The organism is Glycomyces arizonensis DSM 44726 (assembly GCF_000482705.1).
Lineage (GTDB): Bacteria > Actinomycetota > Actinomycetes > Mycobacteriales > Micromonosporaceae > Glycomyces > Glycomyces arizonensis.
The window spans coordinates 222,308-239,414 of the sequence record NZ_AXWO01000002.1; the positions used below are offsets into that span (position 1 = coordinate 222,308).

Genomic DNA, 17,107 nt, shown 5'->3' on the forward strand with positions numbered 1-17,107 from the left:
GGGTCCCTACCCAATCACAGGGGCCTGACAGACCGCTAGCAGGCCGCTAGGCGAATTGGAGATTCCTGCGCCGCACCCCCAGGTAGCCGAGGGCGCAGAGCGCGGCGGCTATGGCGGTCAACACGATCAGCGGCAGCCAGTCCAGGTCGGCGACCGGATAGGACGGTACGTGCTCGTACGGCGAGAGGTTCACCATCACGTCCGGAAGCTCCAGGATGGGCCCGAAGTACCCCGCGATGAACACGTACGCCCACGGCAGCCAGCGCAGCCACCCGGCCCGCGGCAGCCAGCCGAAGCAGGCGAACGCGAGCGCCACCATGATCCAGATCGCGGGCAGGTGGACCAGCCCGCCGACGAGCATGTCGTCGAAGAACGACCAGTCGCCGACCGAGCCAGCCCCCGTCAGCGCCAGGAAGACCGCGCCGCAGACGGTGGCGACGGTGGCCGAGGCGAGCGCCATCGGCAGGTACGAGCCGGGCCATCCCGACCGCGGGATGGGCGCGGCGGCGAGCAGCTCGCCGCGCCCCCCGGTTTCCTCCTTCCGGGCCCGCCCGATCACGAGCAGCCCGAAGATGGTGGCGGTGAACGCGTCGATCAGCGAGATGGTCACCACGAAGCCCTCGGTGATGGAGGCGCCCTGCTGCGTGAAGATCTCGCGCTGCGTGTCCGAGAGCGTGTCGAATATGTCGTCGGCGCCGCCGACGACCGAGCCGTACGCGGCGCCGAGCAGGACCATGGTGACGATCCCGGCCCACAGCAGGCCGCGGCTGAGGCGGAAGGTCAGCGAGCCGATCGAGCGCAGCCCGGCCCCCGCACTCGAAGGCCCCGGGCGGGCGGCCATGAGCCCCTGCCCGAAGTCCCGGCGGGCGACCAAGGCGAACGCCAGCCAGATCAACAGCGCCGAGACGATGGCGGCGACGCCGATCGGGACCCAGTTCTGCTCGGGCGTGAACACGAAGGTCGCCTGAGCCCAGCCGAACGGGGAGAGCCAGAGCGCGGCGTTCTCCTGCGCGTTGCCGACCATGCTCATCAGCACCCCGAAGGCCAGGACGCCGAAGGCGAACGCGTTCGCAGTCGAGCTGTAGCCGGCGATCTGGGCGGTCACCGCGGTGATCGCGGCGAAGGCGACGGCGACGGCGGTGTGCAGCAGGCCGTAGAGCATCGCGCCGGCGACGTCGGCGTCCCCCATGACCAGGGTGCTCAGCCCGATGAGCACACCGAGCGCCACGGCCGAGAGGCACGCCAGCAGCAGCGCGGCGGCCAGGTCGGCGCGCCGCCCCACCGGCTCGGACCTGATCACCTCGAGCCGCGAGGTCTCCTCGTCGGCCCGCGTCAGGCGCGTGATGAGCAGGATGTACATGACGGCGACGACGAGGGTCGACCACAGGATCATCTGGTGGGCGAACATCGCCGAGCCGCTGCCGGCGTAGGCGTCGATGTACTCGCCGGGACCGGTCATGGACCGCATCGCCGGAGTGTCCATCGTGGTGGCGAACTGGGCGCGCTCGTCGGGGGTCGCGTACAGCTCGGGGAACGAGGCGGCGATCGCCAGCGTCCCGCCCACCATGCCGGCGAACCAGCCGATCAGGTAGACGCGGGTGCGCCTGGCGTGGAAGCGCAGGAGCTTCCCGGTCCCGGCGAGCGTGCCGAGGCCGTCCTCCCGCACTGCCGGGGCGGCGGTTGCGGTTGCCATGGCTACTCCTCGCCGCCGTTGTCGACGCCCTTGGCGGCCAGCTCGTCGCCGTAGTAGCGCAGGAACATCTGCTCCAGCGACGGCGGCTCGCACGTCAGGCTGGCGATCCCGGCGACGGCCAGCTGCGCGAGCACGTCGTCGAGCGCGGTGCCGTCGACCTGGAAGCGGACCTCCAGGCCGTCGGTCTTGAGGTCGTGGACGCCCTCGTGGTCGCCCAGGCCCCTGACGGGGTTCTTGAGGACCGCGTGGACCTGCGAGCGGGTGAAGTGGCGCATCTCGGCGAGCGTCCCGGTCTCGGCGATGACGCCCTTGCGGATGATGCTGACGCGGTCGCACAGCTGCTCGACCTCGCTCATGACGTGGCTGGACAGCAGCACGGTCCTGCCCTGGGCGGCGACCTCGCGGACGCACTCGTTGAACACGGCGGCCATGAGCGGGTCGAGCCCGGAGGTGGGCTCGTCGAGCAGGAGCAGGTCGACGTCGGCGGCGAAGGCGGCCACGAGGGCGACCTTCTGGCGGTTGCCCTTGGAGTAGGAGCGGCCCTTCTTGCGCGGGTCGAGGTCGAAGCGCTCGAGCAGCTCGTCGCGTTTGCGCTTGTCGATCCCGCCCCGCAGGCGCCCGAGGACGTCGATGGTCTCCCCGCCGGTCAGGCCGGGCCAGAGGGCGACGTCGCCGGGCACGTAGGCGAGGCGCCGGTGGAGCTCGGCGGCCTCGCTCCAGGGGTCGGCGCCGAAGAGTCGGGCGGTGCCGCCGTCGGCGCGGAGCATCCCGAGCAGGACGCGGATGGTGGTGGACTTGCCGGCCCCGTTCGGGCCGAGGAAGCCGTGCGTCTGGCCTTCGACGACCTCGAGGTCGAGTTCGTCGAGCGCGGTCACGTGACCGAAGCGCTTGACCAGTTTCTCGGTTCGGATGACAGCGGTCATGGCATAAAAACTATCACAGTTTTCATAAATTTGTAAAATGTATGATCGGTTGGCATACCATTGAGGCCGCTAACGAGGGGGAACACGATGCCGGACCGCCTGAGAGACCGCGCCGATCTGCGGGATTACGTCGAGCGGTTCGCCGAGATCCTCGTCGCCAGCGGCATGCAGCGGATGTCCGCCCGCGTCTTCAGCTACATCCTCATCGACGACGCCGTCACCTACACCGCCGCCGAACTCGCCGACGGCCTCGACGTCAGCCTCGCCGCCATCTCCGGCGCCGTCCGGGAGCTCACCGGCATCGGCCTGCTGTTCAAGGGCCGCCGCCCCGGCACCCGCGCCGACGTCTACCAGCTCAACGACGACGACATCTGGGGCTCGATCATGCTCGATCGCAGCCCGATCCTCGACCGCTACCGAGACGTGGCCCTCGACGGCGTCCGCGCCCTCCCCGCGGGCGCGGGCCGCGAGCGCCTCCGGCAGACCGCCGACTACATGGAGTTCATCAAGACCGAGCTGGCGGCCTCGCGCGAGCGCTGGAACGAGCACCGTCGGCGACTGCGCGAAGAGCGCGGCGCCGCGGACGCGTCGGATAACGCCCGGTCTGGCCCGCGGGACACCTTCTAGGTATGCTGCAGGTCTGAGCCCCCCGTTCAGAAACCGCTGGAATTCACTCAGCTGACGAACCCTGGAGGAAGCCGACGTGGCCGACGACACCAGCCGCTCCGACACGACCGCGGGCAAAGGTCGTCCCACGCCCAAGCGCGGCGAGGGTAAGTCCGAGCGCAACCCCTTCAAGAAACTCGGCCGCTTCCTGCGCGAGGTCGTCGAGCAGCTCCGCAAGGTCGTCTACCCCACGCGCCGCCAGCTGATCACCTACAGCATCGTGGTGATGGTCTTCGTGGCCATCATGATGGCCTTCATCGGCGGGCTCGACCTGCTCTTCGGCGACCTGGTCCGCCGCGCCTTCGGCGCCGACGGCGCCTAGGGGCGGCCCGCGCCGCACCGCACACGTGACCTGCGCCTGTTCCGAGGTGCCTGAGGTGTCTCCACCGGACAACCGGTTACCCTAGGGGTATAACGCGCGCCGGTCCTGCCGGCGCGTGCCTGTTACGGGCCCGCGGCGACGCCGCCCGAGTCGTACCATCTGCGGAGAGTTCCACCGCAGCCAAGAGAGAAATGTGGATCCCCGCCGTGCGGGGACGAGCCGGAATGTGAGCTAAGCGTGTCTGAGTTCGACGAAGCCTTCAAGAACGACGCCGAGGCCCGGGCGGCCGCGGCGAAGGGCGCGGGTGCCGACGAGGAGACCGACCTCGAGGCCGTCGAGACCATGACCGCCGAGGTCGAGGCCGCGGACCCCGAGAACGAGGAGCCCGAGGAGCCCGAGGTCGACCCGGCCGAGGCGCTGCGCGCCAAGCTGCGCTTCGCGCCCGGCGAATGGTACGTGCTGCACTCCTACGCCGGCTTCGAGAACCGGGTGCGCTCGAACCTGGAGAACCGGATCCAGTCCTTCGACCAGGAGGACTACATCTACCAGATCGAGGTCCCCACCCACACCGAAGTCGAGATCAAGAACGGCAAGCGGTCCAAGGTCGAGGCGAAGGTCTTCCCCAGCTACGTGCTGGTCCGCATGGAGATGACCCCCGAGTCCTACTCGGTCGTGCGCAACACGCCCGGCGTGACCGGCTTCGTGGGCGTGGTCGACCGCACCGACCGGCCCAGCCCGCTCCCGCTCGACGAGGTCATCCAGTGGCTGCTGCCGCCCGAGCAGAAGTCCGCCACCGAGGCCGCCGCCGAGGAGTCCGCCGCGGCCGAGCCCGAGATCAAGGTCGACTTCGCCGAAGGCGAGTCCGTGACCGTCGTCGACGGCGCCTTCGCCTCGATGCCCGCCACGATCGCCGAGATCAACGCCGAGCAGCAGAAGCTCAAGGTCCTCGTCTCCATCTTCGGACGCGAGACCCCGGTGGAGTTGAACTTCAACCAGGTCTCGAAGCTGTAGTGAGGCTCCGGGCCGGCGGGGCCGCCTGAAGGAGCGTCACCGGACTCACGACTCGGCCCGCTCGTCGCGGGCACCGCTCCGCAGCGGCTCTTCGCGAACACGGCCCCCAGGCGACGCACGCGCAGGCCCGGACCGATCGGCACGGCTCCGCGGACGGCGCGAAGCGCCGCCGGTGCGGGTACCTCCGATGGTCCGGCGACTTGGCCCAGCTCACACACCTCGCTTGCAGTGCTCGCTTCGCCGACGAGTATCGTGGAGAAGTTGCGTGCCCGCTCCCGAGCCGCTCGGCGGCTCACCGGCGCTGCCGGGAACGCGGGCGCGGACCATGTAAGGAACGGGGCGGTCCGCCCCGTCGCAAGCCAGCCGCAGCGAAGCCTGCGAGCTGCGAATCAGCCCAGGAAGAGAAGGACACGATGGCTCCTAACAAGAAGGCCGTTGTGACGTTCAAGCTGGAACTCGCGGGTGGCCAGGCCACCCCGGCTCCGCCGGTGGGTCCCGCCCTCGGCCAGCACGGCGTCAACATCATGGAGTTCTGCAAGGCCTACAACGCGGCCACCGAGTCGCAGCGCGGCGAGATCCTCCCCGCTGAGATCACGGTGTACGAGGACCGTTCGTTCACGTTCGTCCTCAAGACCCCGCCCGCGGCCAAGCTGCTGCTCAAGGCCGCCGGTGTCGCCAAGGGCTCCGGTGAGCCGCACCGCGACAAGGTCGGCAAGGTCACCGAGGCCCAGGTGCGCGAGATCGCGGAGAAGAAGCTCCCCGACCTCAACGCCAACGACCTCGACGCCGCCGCGAAGATCGTCGCCGGCACCGCCCGCTCCATGGGCATCACTGTCGAGTAGCGGGACAGCCGAGTAGCGGCACAGCAGAACCGACCAACCCTGTGGAAGGGCGAGCGCTCGTCCTCACCACGACATCCGAAGGATGGACCATGAAGCGCAGCAAGAAATACTCCGACCTTCAGAAGAAGGTCGACCGGACGCAGCTGTACGGGCCGCTGCAGGCGGCCGAGCTCGCCAAGGAGACCTCGCCGGCGAAGTTCGACGCCACCGTTGAGGTCGCCATGCGCCTCGGCGTCGACCCGCGCCAGGCCGACCAGCTCGTCCGCGGCACCGTCTCGCTCCCCAACGGCACCGGCAAGACCGTCCGCGTCATCGCCTTCGCCGAGGGCGACAAGGCCGAGGCCGCCATCGCGGCCGGCGCCGACGAGGTCGGCTCCGACGAGCTCGTGAAGCGGATCTCCGAAGGCTGGCTCGACTTCGACGCCGCCGTCGCCACGCCCGACCAGATGGCCAAGATCGGCCGGATCGCGCGGATTCTGGGCCCGCGCGGCCTGATGCCGAACCCGAAGACGGGCACGGTCACCCCGGACGTCGCCAAGGCCGTCACGGAGATCAAGGGCGGCAAGATCGCCTTCCGCGTCGACAAGCACGCCAACCTGCACCTGGTGATCGGCAAGACGAGCTTCTCGGCCGAGCAGCTCGCCGAGAACTACGCCGCCGCCCTCGACGAGGTGCAGCGGCTCAAGCCGTCCAGCTCCAAGGGCATCTACATCAAGAAGATCACGCTGACCACGACGATGGGCCCGGGCATCCCGGTCGACCCCTCGGCCGTGAAGGCCGCCAAGTAGGACACGTGTGACGTAGCCCCGACGCAGGCTCCTGCGCCGGGGCTCGTCCTTTTCCACCTGCTAGAATTCATTCGTTTTCCACAACCCGAAGACCGTCGGTCACCGCCTTGAGCGGTTGTAAACCATCCGGGACCAACGTAGGGCGACTCGAAACGACCATGGTGTCGAATTTCCTTTGAGGCGTCCGCGAGGGCGCCTTTTCTGTCGCCTCCAGACGGTTGAGGATGCATCAGCCGAGAAAGGAGGGAAACATGGCTGAACGAACGGAATTCCCGGCGGACAAGCAGTCCGCCATCGCCGAGCTGACCGAGAGCTTCTCGAACTCGTCGGCCGCCGTGCTCACCGAGTACCGCGGTCTGACCGTCGAGGAGCTGCGTGAGCTCCGGCGTTCCCTCGGCGAGGGGGCGCGCTACCGCGTCGCCAAGAACACCCTCGCCAAGCGCGCCGCGAGCCAGGCCGGTGTCACCGGTCTGGACGACCTGTTCACCGGCCCCACCGCGATCACCTTCATCGAAGGCGACCCGGTGGAAGCCGCCAAGGGCCTGCGCAACTTCGCCAAGGACCACGAAGCCCTGGTGATCAAGGGCGGATTCATGGAGGGCAAGTCCCTCTCCGTCGAAGAGATCACCAGGCTCGCCGACCTCGAGTCGCGCGAAGTGCTCCTCGCGAAGCTGGCCGGTGCGCTCAAGGCCAACGCGCAGAAGACCGCCGCCGTCCTCGCCGCCCCTGCCGCGCAGGTGGCCCGGCTCGGCGCGGCACTGCAGGACAAGAAGGCGGCCAGTGGGGAGTAGCCCCGCGGCCCGAAGACTTTAGAAAGGAAACACCATGGCTAAGCTGTCCACTGCCGAGCTGCTCGACGCTTTCAAGGAGATGACCCTCCTCGAGGTCTCCGAGTTCGTGAAGGCGTTCGAGGAAGAGTTCGACGTCACCGCCGCCGCCCCGGTCGCCGTCGCCGCTGCCGGTGCTCCGGCCGCCGGTGGCGAGGCCGAGGCCGAGAAGGACACCTTCGACGTGGTCATCGAGTCCGCCGGTGACTCGAAGATCAAGGTCATCAAGGAAGTCCGCGGCATCACCAGCCTCGGTCTGAAGGAAGCCAAGGAGCTCGTCGAAGGCGCGCCCAAGGCCGTCCTCGAAGGCGTGAACAAGGATGACGCCGAGAAGGCCAAGGAGGCCCTCGAAGGCGCCGGCGCCACCGTCTCCCTGAAGTAAGGGACCGCTCAGCGACACGAGGCGCGCTCCGCGGGCCTCGGATGAGCGACAACAGGACGAAGCTTGCGAGTCCTGCATGAGCACGGGTGAAGCCTGCGAGTCCTGCATGAAGCACAGTGGGGACTCCCAGCCCTGTACGACCGGGGCCGCGCCGCCGAAAGGCGGTGCGGCCCCGGTTTCGCCGTATCCGCCCTAGGGATAAAACCGCCGCGCGCGGGCAACCGTTCCGAACGCCCGCAGCGTCTTTGGGTAGGAGACTCGCGCGAGGAGATCCACGTCGACGCCCGCGCCGCGCTCGAAGCGCGCGCCCGGCCGGAGCGTGCCTCGCCCCCGAACGGCGTCTGAGACTTGACCGCATGGGGAAACCGCCCGGGCCGCGCAGATGGGGCGCGGCCCGGGCACTTCATCACCCGACCGGCGCTCCACAGCGGCGGGCACCCGCCGCAGGCGATGGCGGCAGCACCGCTAAACCGCCGAGGCCGCGTGAAAAAGTCGCCTGAGCCCGCGTCACCTTCATCGCGCGGACTCGTTGTACTCGGTGAGGCGGCCATCCCGGTGGTCGCCGGAGGTGCGGAGCGATCCGGTCCGCGGCGCAGGCCGCGGCCGCAGGTCGGCCCGATGCGCGGAAGGCGCGGCGCCGCAAGGCAACTTGGCGACGCAACGGCGCCCGTCCCCGCGTTCGGAGTCGGCCCGGGTGCACTGCGCCCGCGAGCAGCCCAGGCTCGCGAGCGCCTCCGGGACACGCACGTGTCCCGGAGGCCTCAACGACTTTCAGGCCGCGGCCGTGCCACAAGCCCACCGCACCGGCCACGCCGGCGCGCGGTTTCCCAGCGCTGCCGCGGCGCGGCGAGCCGAGGAGGGGACGGCTCGCCGCGCCGCGGCACCGCAGCCCTGTACGGCGATGTTTGGCGCTTCACCGCCCGGGATACCCATCGGCCGACCCAGCGCATGGAGCCCGCGCCGTTTCGAGGGCGACGGCGCACGGCCCCCGTCCGCAAATGCCAAGCCATCGGTATCAGCGCGGGCGGTTCGGGACGCGCACGAGTCCGGCGACGCCGGTCCGGCGCGATCCCGACGCGCTGGGCCTTTCCACGCACAACTCCATGAACGGCCGCGCACCGCCGCAGGCGGCGATGACGGGCCGACACGGCGCCGAACGAGCGGGACGGCAGGTGCGGGCCCGGCGCTCGCCCACGGTGGTCGCGGTCGGTCCCGGCCTCGCTGTGCGGACCGGGGGAGTCCACCCGCCGGATCGTCGGAAGCGGGGGTCTCGACCATGGCACCCGGCACGCCCGCGGCGGTCCGCCGGTCAGCCGCCACGACCGGCCCGGCGATCGCCGCTTCGCCTCGACCGCGAACCCGCCGTGCGGGGCCGTTCCGCCCACCGCGGGAATGGCGGTGCGAAGGTTCGCACCCCACCGCATGCGTCGGTTGACTTGACGAAGTGTGACTTCATCCTGCAAACTAGGGGCTCAAGCGCCACAACGTGGCGCGCGCAACGTTCATCGGCGGGGTGACGGCACACCGCCGGTGCGACGCGGCGCAAGGCAGGCCCGGGCCTCGGCGGCCCGGTGAGATTCGACCCTGAGTTGGGAGGGGCTTCGGCAGCCAAGGAGATCGTCGTCACCACTTACCCCGCTGACCCGGCGGGGGGTTGACAGTTGCCGAAGCTTACACTAAGCTATTAATTTGCGCTGCCTCCTTCACGCCTTCTTGACGCGGTGAGGGGCGTGGACGGTGGGGATTCAAGGCTATCAACGCTCGAACATCTCGTGCTCGGCACGAACATGTTCTCCGAAGCCTGCCTCCGGCCGCCCTCGCCGATCCGCTCGGGTCGTGACCCTGGCATGCGCCGGCCGTCGTAACACTCAGGTCCTCGGAAGGACGAATCTTGGCAGCTTCCCGCACTGGCAAGACCAGCTCCAGCAAGAGCAAGCACGCACCCAGCCGGACCTCGTTCGGCAGGATCGAAGAAATACTGGAAGTCCCGAACCTACTCGCGCTCCAGACGGACTCCTTCGACTGGCTCATCGGCAACGAGGCCCACAAGAGTCGAGTCGGTGAGGGCGCCAAGTGCGGTCTGGACGAGATCCTCGAAGAGATCAGCCCGATCGAAGACTTCTCGGGCACCATGAGCCTCTCCTTCTCCAACCCGCGCTTCGACGAGGTCAAGGCCCCGATCGAGGAGTGCCGGGAGAAGGACCTCACCTACTGCGCCCCGCTGTTCGTCACCGCGGAGTTCATCAACCACACCACCGGCGAGATCAAGAGCCAGACGGTGTTCATGGGCGACTTCCCGATGATGACCTCCAAGGGCACGTTCATCATCAACGGGACCGAGCGCGTCGTCGTCTCGCAGCTCGTCCGCTCGCCGGGCGTCTACTTCGACAAGCAGCCCGACAAGACCTCGGACCGCGACCTCACCAGCGCCAAGGTCATTCCCGGCCGCGGCGCCTGGCTCGAGTTCGACGTCGACAAGCGCGAGACCGTCGGCGTCCGCGTCGACCGCAAGCGCCGCCAGGCCGTCACGGTCCTGCTCAAGGCCATCGGCTGGGACGCCGATCGGATCCGCGAGCGCTTCGGCTGGTCCGAGCTCATGATGGCGACCCTCGAGAAGGACACCATCAACTCGCAGGACGAGGCGCTGCTCGACATCTACCGCAAGCTCCGTCCCGGCGAGCCGCCGACCAAGGACAACGCGCAGACGCTCCTGGAGAACCTGTTCTTCAACCCGAAGCGCTACGACCTGGCCAAGGTCGGCCGCTACAAGGTCAACAAGAAGTTCGACCTCGACTCGCCGATCTCGACCGGCATCCTCACCGAGGACGACCTGGCCGCCACGATCGAGTACATGCTCCGCCTGCACTCGGCCGAGCCCGGCTACCAGCCCGACGACATCGACCACTTCGGCAACCGCCGCGTGCGCACCGTCGGCGAGCTCATCCAGAACCAGATCCGGGTGGGCCTGTCCCGCATGGAGCGCGTCGTCCGCGAGCGCATGACCACGCAGGACGTCGAGGCGATCACGCCGCAGACGCTGATCAACATCCGCCCGGTCGTGGCCGCGATCAAGGAGTTCTTCGGAACCTCCCAGCTGTCGCAGTTCATGGACCAGGTCAACCCGGTCGCCGGCATGACCCACCGTCGCCGCCTCTCGGCGCTCGGCCCGGGCGGCCTCTCGCGCGACCGCGCCGCCATGGACGTCCGCGACGTCCACACCTCGCACTACGGCCGCATGTGCCCGATCGAGACGCCCGAAGGACCGAACATCGGCCTCATCGGCTGCATGTCGACCTTCGCGCGCGTCAACCCGTTCGGCTTCATCGAGACGCCGTACCGCAAGGTCGTCGACGGCCGGGCCACCGACGATCTCGACTACCTGACCGCCGATGAAGAGGACAAGTTCACGATCGCCCAGGCGAACGCGAAGCTCGACCCCGACGGCACCTTCACCGACTCGCAGGTCCTGGCCCGAGGCCGGGGCGGCGAGGCCGAGCTGGTGCCCGGCGGCCAGATCGACTACATGGACGTCTCGCCGCGCCAGATGACCTCCGTGGCCACCGCGCTCGTGCCGTTCCTGGAGCACGACGACGCCAACCGCGCCCTCATGGGCGCGAACATGCAGCGTCAGGCCGTGCCGCTCATCAAGCCCGACTCGCCGCTGGTGGGCACCGGCATGGAGTACCGCTCCGCGGTCGACGCCGGCGACGTCGTCATCGCCGAGGCCGACGGCCTCGTCGAGGACGCCAGCGCCGACTACATCACCATCGCCCAGGACGACGGCATGCGCCGCACCTACCTGCTGCACAAGTTCCGCCGCTCCAACGCCGGCTCGTGCACCAACCAGGTGCCGCTGGTCACCGAGGGCGAGCGCGTCGAGGCCGGCCAGCCGATCGCCGACGGCCCCTCGACCGACAAGGGCGAGATGGCCCTGGGCAAGAACCTGCTCGTCGCCTTCACCTCGTGGGAGGGCCAGAACTTCGAGGACGCGATCATCCTGTCCTCGCGCCTGGTCGAGAACGACGTGCTCACCTCGATCCACATCGACGAGCACGAAGTGGACGCCCGCGACACGAAGCTCGGCCCCGAGGAGATCACCCGGGACATCCCGAACGTCGGCGAGGAGATGCTCTCCGACCTCGACGACCGCGGCATCATCCGCATCGGCGCCGAGGTCGAGGACGGCGACATCCTGGTCGGCAAGGTCACCCCGAAGGGCGAGACCGAGCTGACCCCCGAGGAGCGCCTGCTGCGGGCGATCTTCGGCGAGAAGGCCCGCGAAGTCCGCGACACCTCGCTCAAGGTCCCGCACGGCGAGGCCGGCACCGTCATCGGCGTCCGGACCTTCAGCCGCGAGGACGGCGACGAGCTGTCGCCGGGCGTCAACGAGCTGGTCCGCGTCTACATCGCGCAGAAGCGCAAGATCGGCGTGGGCGACAAGCTCGCCGGCCGCCACGGCAACAAGGGCGTCATCTCGAAGGTCGTGCCGCAGGAGGACATGCCGTTCCTGCCCGACGGCACGCCGATCGACGTGCTGCTCAACCCGATGGGCGTGCCCGGGCGCATGAACATCGGCCAGGTCCTCGAGGTCCACCTCGGCTGGGCGGCGAAGTCCGGTTGGAAGATCGAGAACTTCGACGAGGCCTGGGCGCAGGCGCTCCGCGATATCGGGGCCGACCAGGCCCCGGCCGACTCGAAGGTCGGGACGCCGGTGTTCGACGGCGCCCACCCCGAGGAGGTCCAGGGCGTGCTCGCGAACGCGCTGCCGAACCGCGACGGGGAGCGCATGGTCGCCCCCACCGGCAAGGCCCAGCTGTTCGACGGGCGCACCGGGGAGCCGTTCCCGGACCCGATCAGCGTCGGCTACATGTACATCCTGAAGCTGAACCACATGGTGGACGACAAGATCCACGCCCGCTCCACCGGTCCGTACTCGATGATCACCCAGCAGCCGCTCGGCGGCAAGGCCCAGTTCGGCGGCCAGCGCTTCGGTGAGATGGAGTGCTGGGCCATGCAGGCCTACGGCGCGGCCTACGCGCTGCAGGAGCTGCTGACGATCAAGTCCGACGACGTGGTCGGCCGCGTGAAGGTCTACGAGGCCATCGTCAAGGGCGAGAACGTCCCCGAGCCGGGCATTCCGGAATCGTTCAAGGTGCTGCTCAAGGAGCTCCAGTCGCTGTGTCTCAACGTGGAGGTGCTGTCCGCCGACGGGCAGGCCATCCAGATGACCGAGACCGACGACGAGGTGTTCCGGGCGGCCGAGGAGCTGGGGATCGACCTGTCTCACGAGGAGCCCAACAGCGTCGACTTCGAAAGCGCCTGACGTCGAGCGAGGGCGGGCATCATATCGTGCATTCGCACGGCCGCCCGCCCTCCCCAACGTCTCAACCCACGACGGCGACGCCTGCGGAGCCGTACATGAGCCAAAGCTTAAAGAAAATCCAAGGGGAAGAGTTCAGTGCTCGACGTCAACTTCTTCGACAAGTTGAAGATCGGCCTCGCCACCGCCGAGGACATCCGGCAGTGGTCGCACGGGGAAGTGAAGAAGCCCGAGACCATCAACTACCGCACCCTCAAGCCCGAGAAGGACGGCCTCTTCTGCGAGAAGATCTTCGGCCCGACCCGGGACTGGGAGTGCTACTGCGGCAAGTACAAGCGCATCCGCTTCAAGGGCATCATCTGTGAGCGCTGCGGCGTCGAGGTGACCCGCTCGAAGGTCCGCCGCGAGCGAATGGGCCACATCGAGCTGGCCGCCCCGGTCACGCACATCTGGTACTTCAAGGGCGTGCCCTCGCGCCTGGGCTACCTGCTCGACCTGGCGCCGAAGGACCTGGAGAAGGTCATCTACTTCGCCGCCTACGTCATCACCGGCGTCGACGAGGAGACCCGCCAGCGGGACATCCCGACGCTGGAGAACGAGATCGTCGCCGAGAAGCGCACGCTCGAGCAGCAGCGCGACGCCGCGATCGAGGACCGCGCCTCCAAGCTCGAAGGCGACCTGGCCGAACTGGAGGCCGAAGGCGCCCGCGCCGACGTCCGCCGCAAGGTCAAGGACGGCGGCGAGCGCGAGATGCGCCAGATCCGCGACAAGGCCCAGCGGGAGATCGACCGCCTCGACGAGGTCATGGACACCTTCCGCAAGCTCGAGGTGCGCCAGCTCATCGGCGACGAGATGCTCTACCGGGAGCTCCAGCAGCGCTTCGGCGAGTACTTCACCGGCGGCATGGGCGCCGAGGCCATCAAGAACCTGCTCGAGGGCCTCGACCTCGACGCCGAGGCGATCAACCTGCGCGAGATCATCGCCACCGGCAAGGGCCAGAAGAAGCTGCGCGCCCTCAAGCGCCTGAAGGTCGTCGCCGCGTTCCAGGCCACCGGCAACTCGCCGCTGGGCATGGTCCTCGACTGCGTCCCGGTCATCCCGCCGGAACTGCGCCCGATGGTGCAGCTCGACGGCGGCCGGTTCGCCACCTCGGACCTCAACGACCTGTACCGCCGCGTCATCAACCGCAACAACCGCCTCAAGCGGCTCATGGACCTCGGCGCGCCCGAGATCATCGTCGCCAACGAGAAGCGGATGCTCCAGGAGTCGGTGGACGCGCTGTTCGACAACGGCCGCCGCGGCCGCCCGGTCACCGGGCCCGGCAACCGCCCGCTCAAGAGCCTGTCCGACATGCTCAAGGGCAAGCAGGGCCGGTTCCGCCAGAACCTGCTGGGCAAGCGCGTCGACTACTCGGGCCGCTCGGTCATCGTCGTCGGCCCGCGCCTGAAGCTCCACCAGTGCGGCCTGCCCAAGCAGATGGCGCTGGAGCTGTTCAAGCCGTTCGTGATGAAGCGCCTGGTCGATCTCAACCACGCGCAGAACATCAAGTCGGCCAAGCGCATGGTCGAACGCGCCCGGCCGGTGGTGTGGGACGTGCTCGAAGAGGTCATCTCCGAGCACCCGGTGCTGCTCAACCGCGCGCCGACGCTGCACCGCCTCGGCATCCAGGCGTTCGAGCCGCAGCTGGTCGAGGGCAAGGCCATCCAGCTGCACCCGCTGGTGTGCACCGCGTTCAACGCCGACTTCGACGGCGACCAGATGGCGGTCCACGTGCCGCTGTCGGCCGAGGCCCAGGCCGAGGCCCGCATCCTGATGCTGGCGTCGAACAACATCCTCAAGCCCTCCGACGGCAAGCCGGTGGCCCTGCCCACGCAGGACCAGATCATCGGCCTGTACTACCTGACCCACACCAAGGACGGGCTGCCGGGCGAGGGACGGGCGTTCGCCGACGTCGGCGAGGCCATCATGGCCTACGACCGCCGCGAGCTCAACCTCCAGGCGCCGATCCGGATCCGCCTCGACGACGTCACGTCGGTCGACAACGGCCCCGGCGACGCCTGGGAGGCCCCCGAGGAGTGGGAGCCCGGGCAGCCGCTGCTCGTCTCCACGACGCTGGGCCGGGTGTTCTTCAACGAGTGCCTGCCGCCGGACTTCCCGTACGTCAACTACGAGGTCCGCAAGGGCCAGCTCTCGGACATCATCCACGACCTGTCCGAGCACCACTCGAAGGTGCAGCTGGGCGCCTGCCTGGACGCCTTGAAGTCCGCCGGCTTCAAGTGGGCCGGCTGGTCGGGCGTCACGATCGGCATCGAGGACGTCATCGAGCCGGCGCACAAGGCCGAGATCCTCGAGAAGTACGAGTCCGACTCGTCCAAGATCGACAAGCAGTACGCGCGCGGCCTCATGACCGCCGAGGAGCGCCGCGGCGAGCTGACCGACATCTGGACCAAGGCCACCGCCGAGGTCATGGAGGACCTGAACGACACCCTCCAGCCGGATAACCCGCTGTGGCAGATGATCAACTCCGGCGCGCGGGGCAACATGCTCCAGCTCCGGCAGATCGCCGGCATGCGCGGCCTGGTCGCCAACCCGAAGGGCGAGATCATCCCGCGCCCGATCAAGTCCTCGCTGCGCGAGGGCCTGACGGTGCTGGAGTACTTCATCTCCACGCACGGCTCCCGCAAGGGCCTGGCCGACACCGCGCTGCGCACCGCCGACTCGGGTTACCTGACCCGGCGCCTGGTGGACGTGTCGCAGGACGTCATCATCCGCGAGGAGGACTGCGGCACCGACCGGGCGCTGGACTACCCGATCGCGATCGAGATCGACGGCCGGCTCGTCGAGTCCGACATCGTCGAGACCGCGGTCGACGCCCGGACCCTCGGCGACGACGTCGAGGTCGACGGCAAGGTCATCCTCGAGCGGAACACGGCGCTGAACTCGGACAACATCGCCGCGCTCATCGCCGCGGGCGTCACGACCGTGAAGGTCCGCTCGGTGCTGACGTGCGAGTCCCGCCAGGGCGTGTGCGCGGCCTGCTACGGGCGCTCGATGCCGACCGGCGAGAAGGTCGACCTGGGCGAGGCGGTGGGCATCATCGCGGCCCAGTCGATCGGCGAGCCCGGCACCCAGCTGACGATGCGGACCTTCCACACCGGCGGTGTGGCGGGGGACGACATCACGCAGGGCCTGCCGCGCGTGCAGGAGGTCTTCGAGGCCCGCATCCCGAAGGGGAAGGCGCCGATCGCCGAGGCGAGCGGCACCGTCCGCATCGAGGACGCCGAGAAGAGCCGGAAGATCATCATCACGCCGGACGACGGCTCCGAGGAGATCGTGGTCGACAAGGTGCCCAGGCGTCTGCGCCTGCGGGCGGTCGACGGCGAGCACGTCGAGGTCGGCGAGAAGCTCGTCGAGGGCACGATCGACCCGCACGAGCTGCTGCGCGTGCTGGGCCCGCGGAAGGTGCAGCGGCACCTGGTCGGCGAGGTCCAGGACGTGTACCGCTCGCAGGGCGTGATGATCCACGACAAGCACATCGAGATCATCGTGCGCCAGATGCTCAAGCGGATCACGATCATCGACTCGGGCACGGCGGAGTTCCTGCCCGGTTCGCTGGTGGACCGCCTGGAGTTCGAAGAGGTGAACCGCAAGATCATCGCCGACGGCGGCGAGCCGGCCTCGGGCCGCCCGCAGCTGATGGGCATCACGAAGGCGAGTCTGGCGACCGAGTCGTGGCTCTCGGCGGCCTCCTTCCAGGAGACCACCCGGGTGCTCACCGAGGCCGCCATCTCCGGCAAGTCCGACAGCCTCGTCGGCCTGAAGGAGAACGTGATCCTCGGCAAGCTGATCCCGGCGGGCACGGGCATCGCGAAGTACCGGAACGTCTCGGTGGAGCCCACCGAGGAGGCGAAGGCCGCGGTGTACTCGCTGGGCGGTTACGAGGACACGGCCACGCCGACGTTCTCCTACGGAACCGGCCCGGCCGTGAGCCTCGAGGACTCCTACGACCTGGGCACCTACTAGAAGCTGAACACCAAGCCGATTCCCGACGGCTGTACGAGAAGAGGGGCCGGGCGCGCAGCGCCCGGCCCCTCTTCTGCGTGTCGCATCGGCTATGCGGCGGCCCGCACAGTAGAACACAGTCATGTCGACCATTCATATTTGCGATGTTCCGCAGGAAACCTGGGCCGAGCTCGTCGCCGCCGCGAGGGAGCGCGGCGAATCCATGCACTCCTCCCTGCTGGCACTGCTGAAGGAAGCGGCGCAGCGGGGAAGGAACTCGGAACCGCGGAAGCGGCTCGATTCGGCGGACGAGGAGAACGGAGCAGGGTGA

The 17,107-nt window shown here is 68.8% G+C and carries 12 protein-coding genes; 10 read left to right on the plus strand and 2 right to left on the minus strand.

Going from position 1 to position 17,107, the window contains the following annotated elements; all coding sequences use genetic code 11:
* Positions 1-46: 46 nt before the first annotated feature.
* Positions 47-1,693: an ABC transporter permease gene (locus H613_RS0103735; RefSeq protein WP_035735959.1), complete on the minus strand. Its 1,647-nt coding sequence runs from the start codon at positions 1,691-1,693 to the stop codon at positions 47-49.
* Between the two features lie 2 nt (positions 1,694-1,695).
* Complete coding sequence (locus tag H613_RS0103740; RefSeq protein ID WP_026922746.1) at positions 1,696-2,616, minus strand: ABC transporter ATP-binding protein; 921 nt, start codon at positions 2,614-2,616, stop codon at positions 1,696-1,698.
* Between the two features lie 87 nt (positions 2,617-2,703).
* Here H613_RS0103740 and H613_RS24215 point away from each other — a divergent pair, with 87 nt between their 5' ends.
* From H613_RS24215 to H613_RS30615, 10 genes are all read left to right on the plus strand, one after another.
* Complete coding sequence (locus H613_RS24215) at positions 2,704-3,243, plus strand: GbsR/MarR family transcriptional regulator (protein ID WP_211234690.1); 540 nt, start codon at positions 2,704-2,706, stop codon at positions 3,241-3,243.
* 76 nt (positions 3,244-3,319) lie between these two features.
* Positions 3,320-3,604 (plus strand): preprotein translocase subunit SecE, encoded by a 285-nt coding sequence (gene secE / locus H613_RS24220; protein WP_051392910.1) that lies wholly within the window; start codon positions 3,320-3,322, stop codon positions 3,602-3,604.
* Between the two features lie 237 nt (positions 3,605-3,841).
* Positions 3,842-4,615: a transcription termination/antitermination protein NusG gene (nusG, locus tag H613_RS0103755; protein WP_026922747.1), complete on the plus strand. Its 774-nt coding sequence runs from the start codon at positions 3,842-3,844 to the stop codon at positions 4,613-4,615.
* Positions 4,616-5,028: 413 nt separating this feature from the next.
* Positions 5,029-5,457 carry a 50S ribosomal protein L11 gene (rplK, locus tag H613_RS0103760; RefSeq protein ID WP_026922748.1) on the plus strand — a complete coding sequence of 143 codons (429 nt, stop codon included), beginning with the start codon at positions 5,029-5,031 and terminating at the stop codon, positions 5,455-5,457.
* Positions 5,458-5,546: 89 nt separating this feature from the next.
* Positions 5,547-6,245 carry a 50S ribosomal protein L1 gene (gene rplA, locus H613_RS0103765; protein ID WP_026922749.1) on the plus strand — a complete coding sequence of 233 codons (699 nt, stop codon included), beginning with the start codon at positions 5,547-5,549 and terminating at the stop codon, positions 6,243-6,245.
* A gap of 251 nt (positions 6,246-6,496) precedes the next feature.
* Complete coding sequence (gene rplJ / locus H613_RS0103770) at positions 6,497-7,036, plus strand: 50S ribosomal protein L10 (RefSeq protein ID WP_026922750.1); 540 nt, start codon at positions 6,497-6,499, stop codon at positions 7,034-7,036.
* 34 nt (positions 7,037-7,070) lie between these two features.
* Complete coding sequence (rplL, locus tag H613_RS0103775; RefSeq protein WP_026922751.1) at positions 7,071-7,454, plus strand: 50S ribosomal protein L7/L12; 384 nt, start codon at positions 7,071-7,073, stop codon at positions 7,452-7,454.
* 1,891 nt (positions 7,455-9,345) lie between these two features.
* The gene (rpoB, locus tag H613_RS0103780; RefSeq protein ID WP_026922752.1) at positions 9,346-12,777 is read left to right on the plus strand and encodes a DNA-directed RNA polymerase subunit beta; all 3,432 of its coding nucleotides are present in this window, start codon (positions 9,346-9,348) and stop codon (positions 12,775-12,777) included.
* Between the two features lie 135 nt (positions 12,778-12,912).
* The gene (locus tag H613_RS0103785) at positions 12,913-16,797 is read left to right on the plus strand and encodes a DNA-directed RNA polymerase subunit beta' (protein WP_026922753.1); all 3,885 of its coding nucleotides are present in this window, start codon (positions 12,913-12,915) and stop codon (positions 16,795-16,797) included.
* Between the two features lie 121 nt (positions 16,798-16,918).
* Positions 16,919-17,107 carry a hypothetical protein gene (locus tag H613_RS30615; RefSeq protein WP_156925806.1) on the plus strand — a complete coding sequence of 63 codons (189 nt, stop codon included), beginning with the start codon at positions 16,919-16,921 and terminating at the stop codon, positions 17,105-17,107.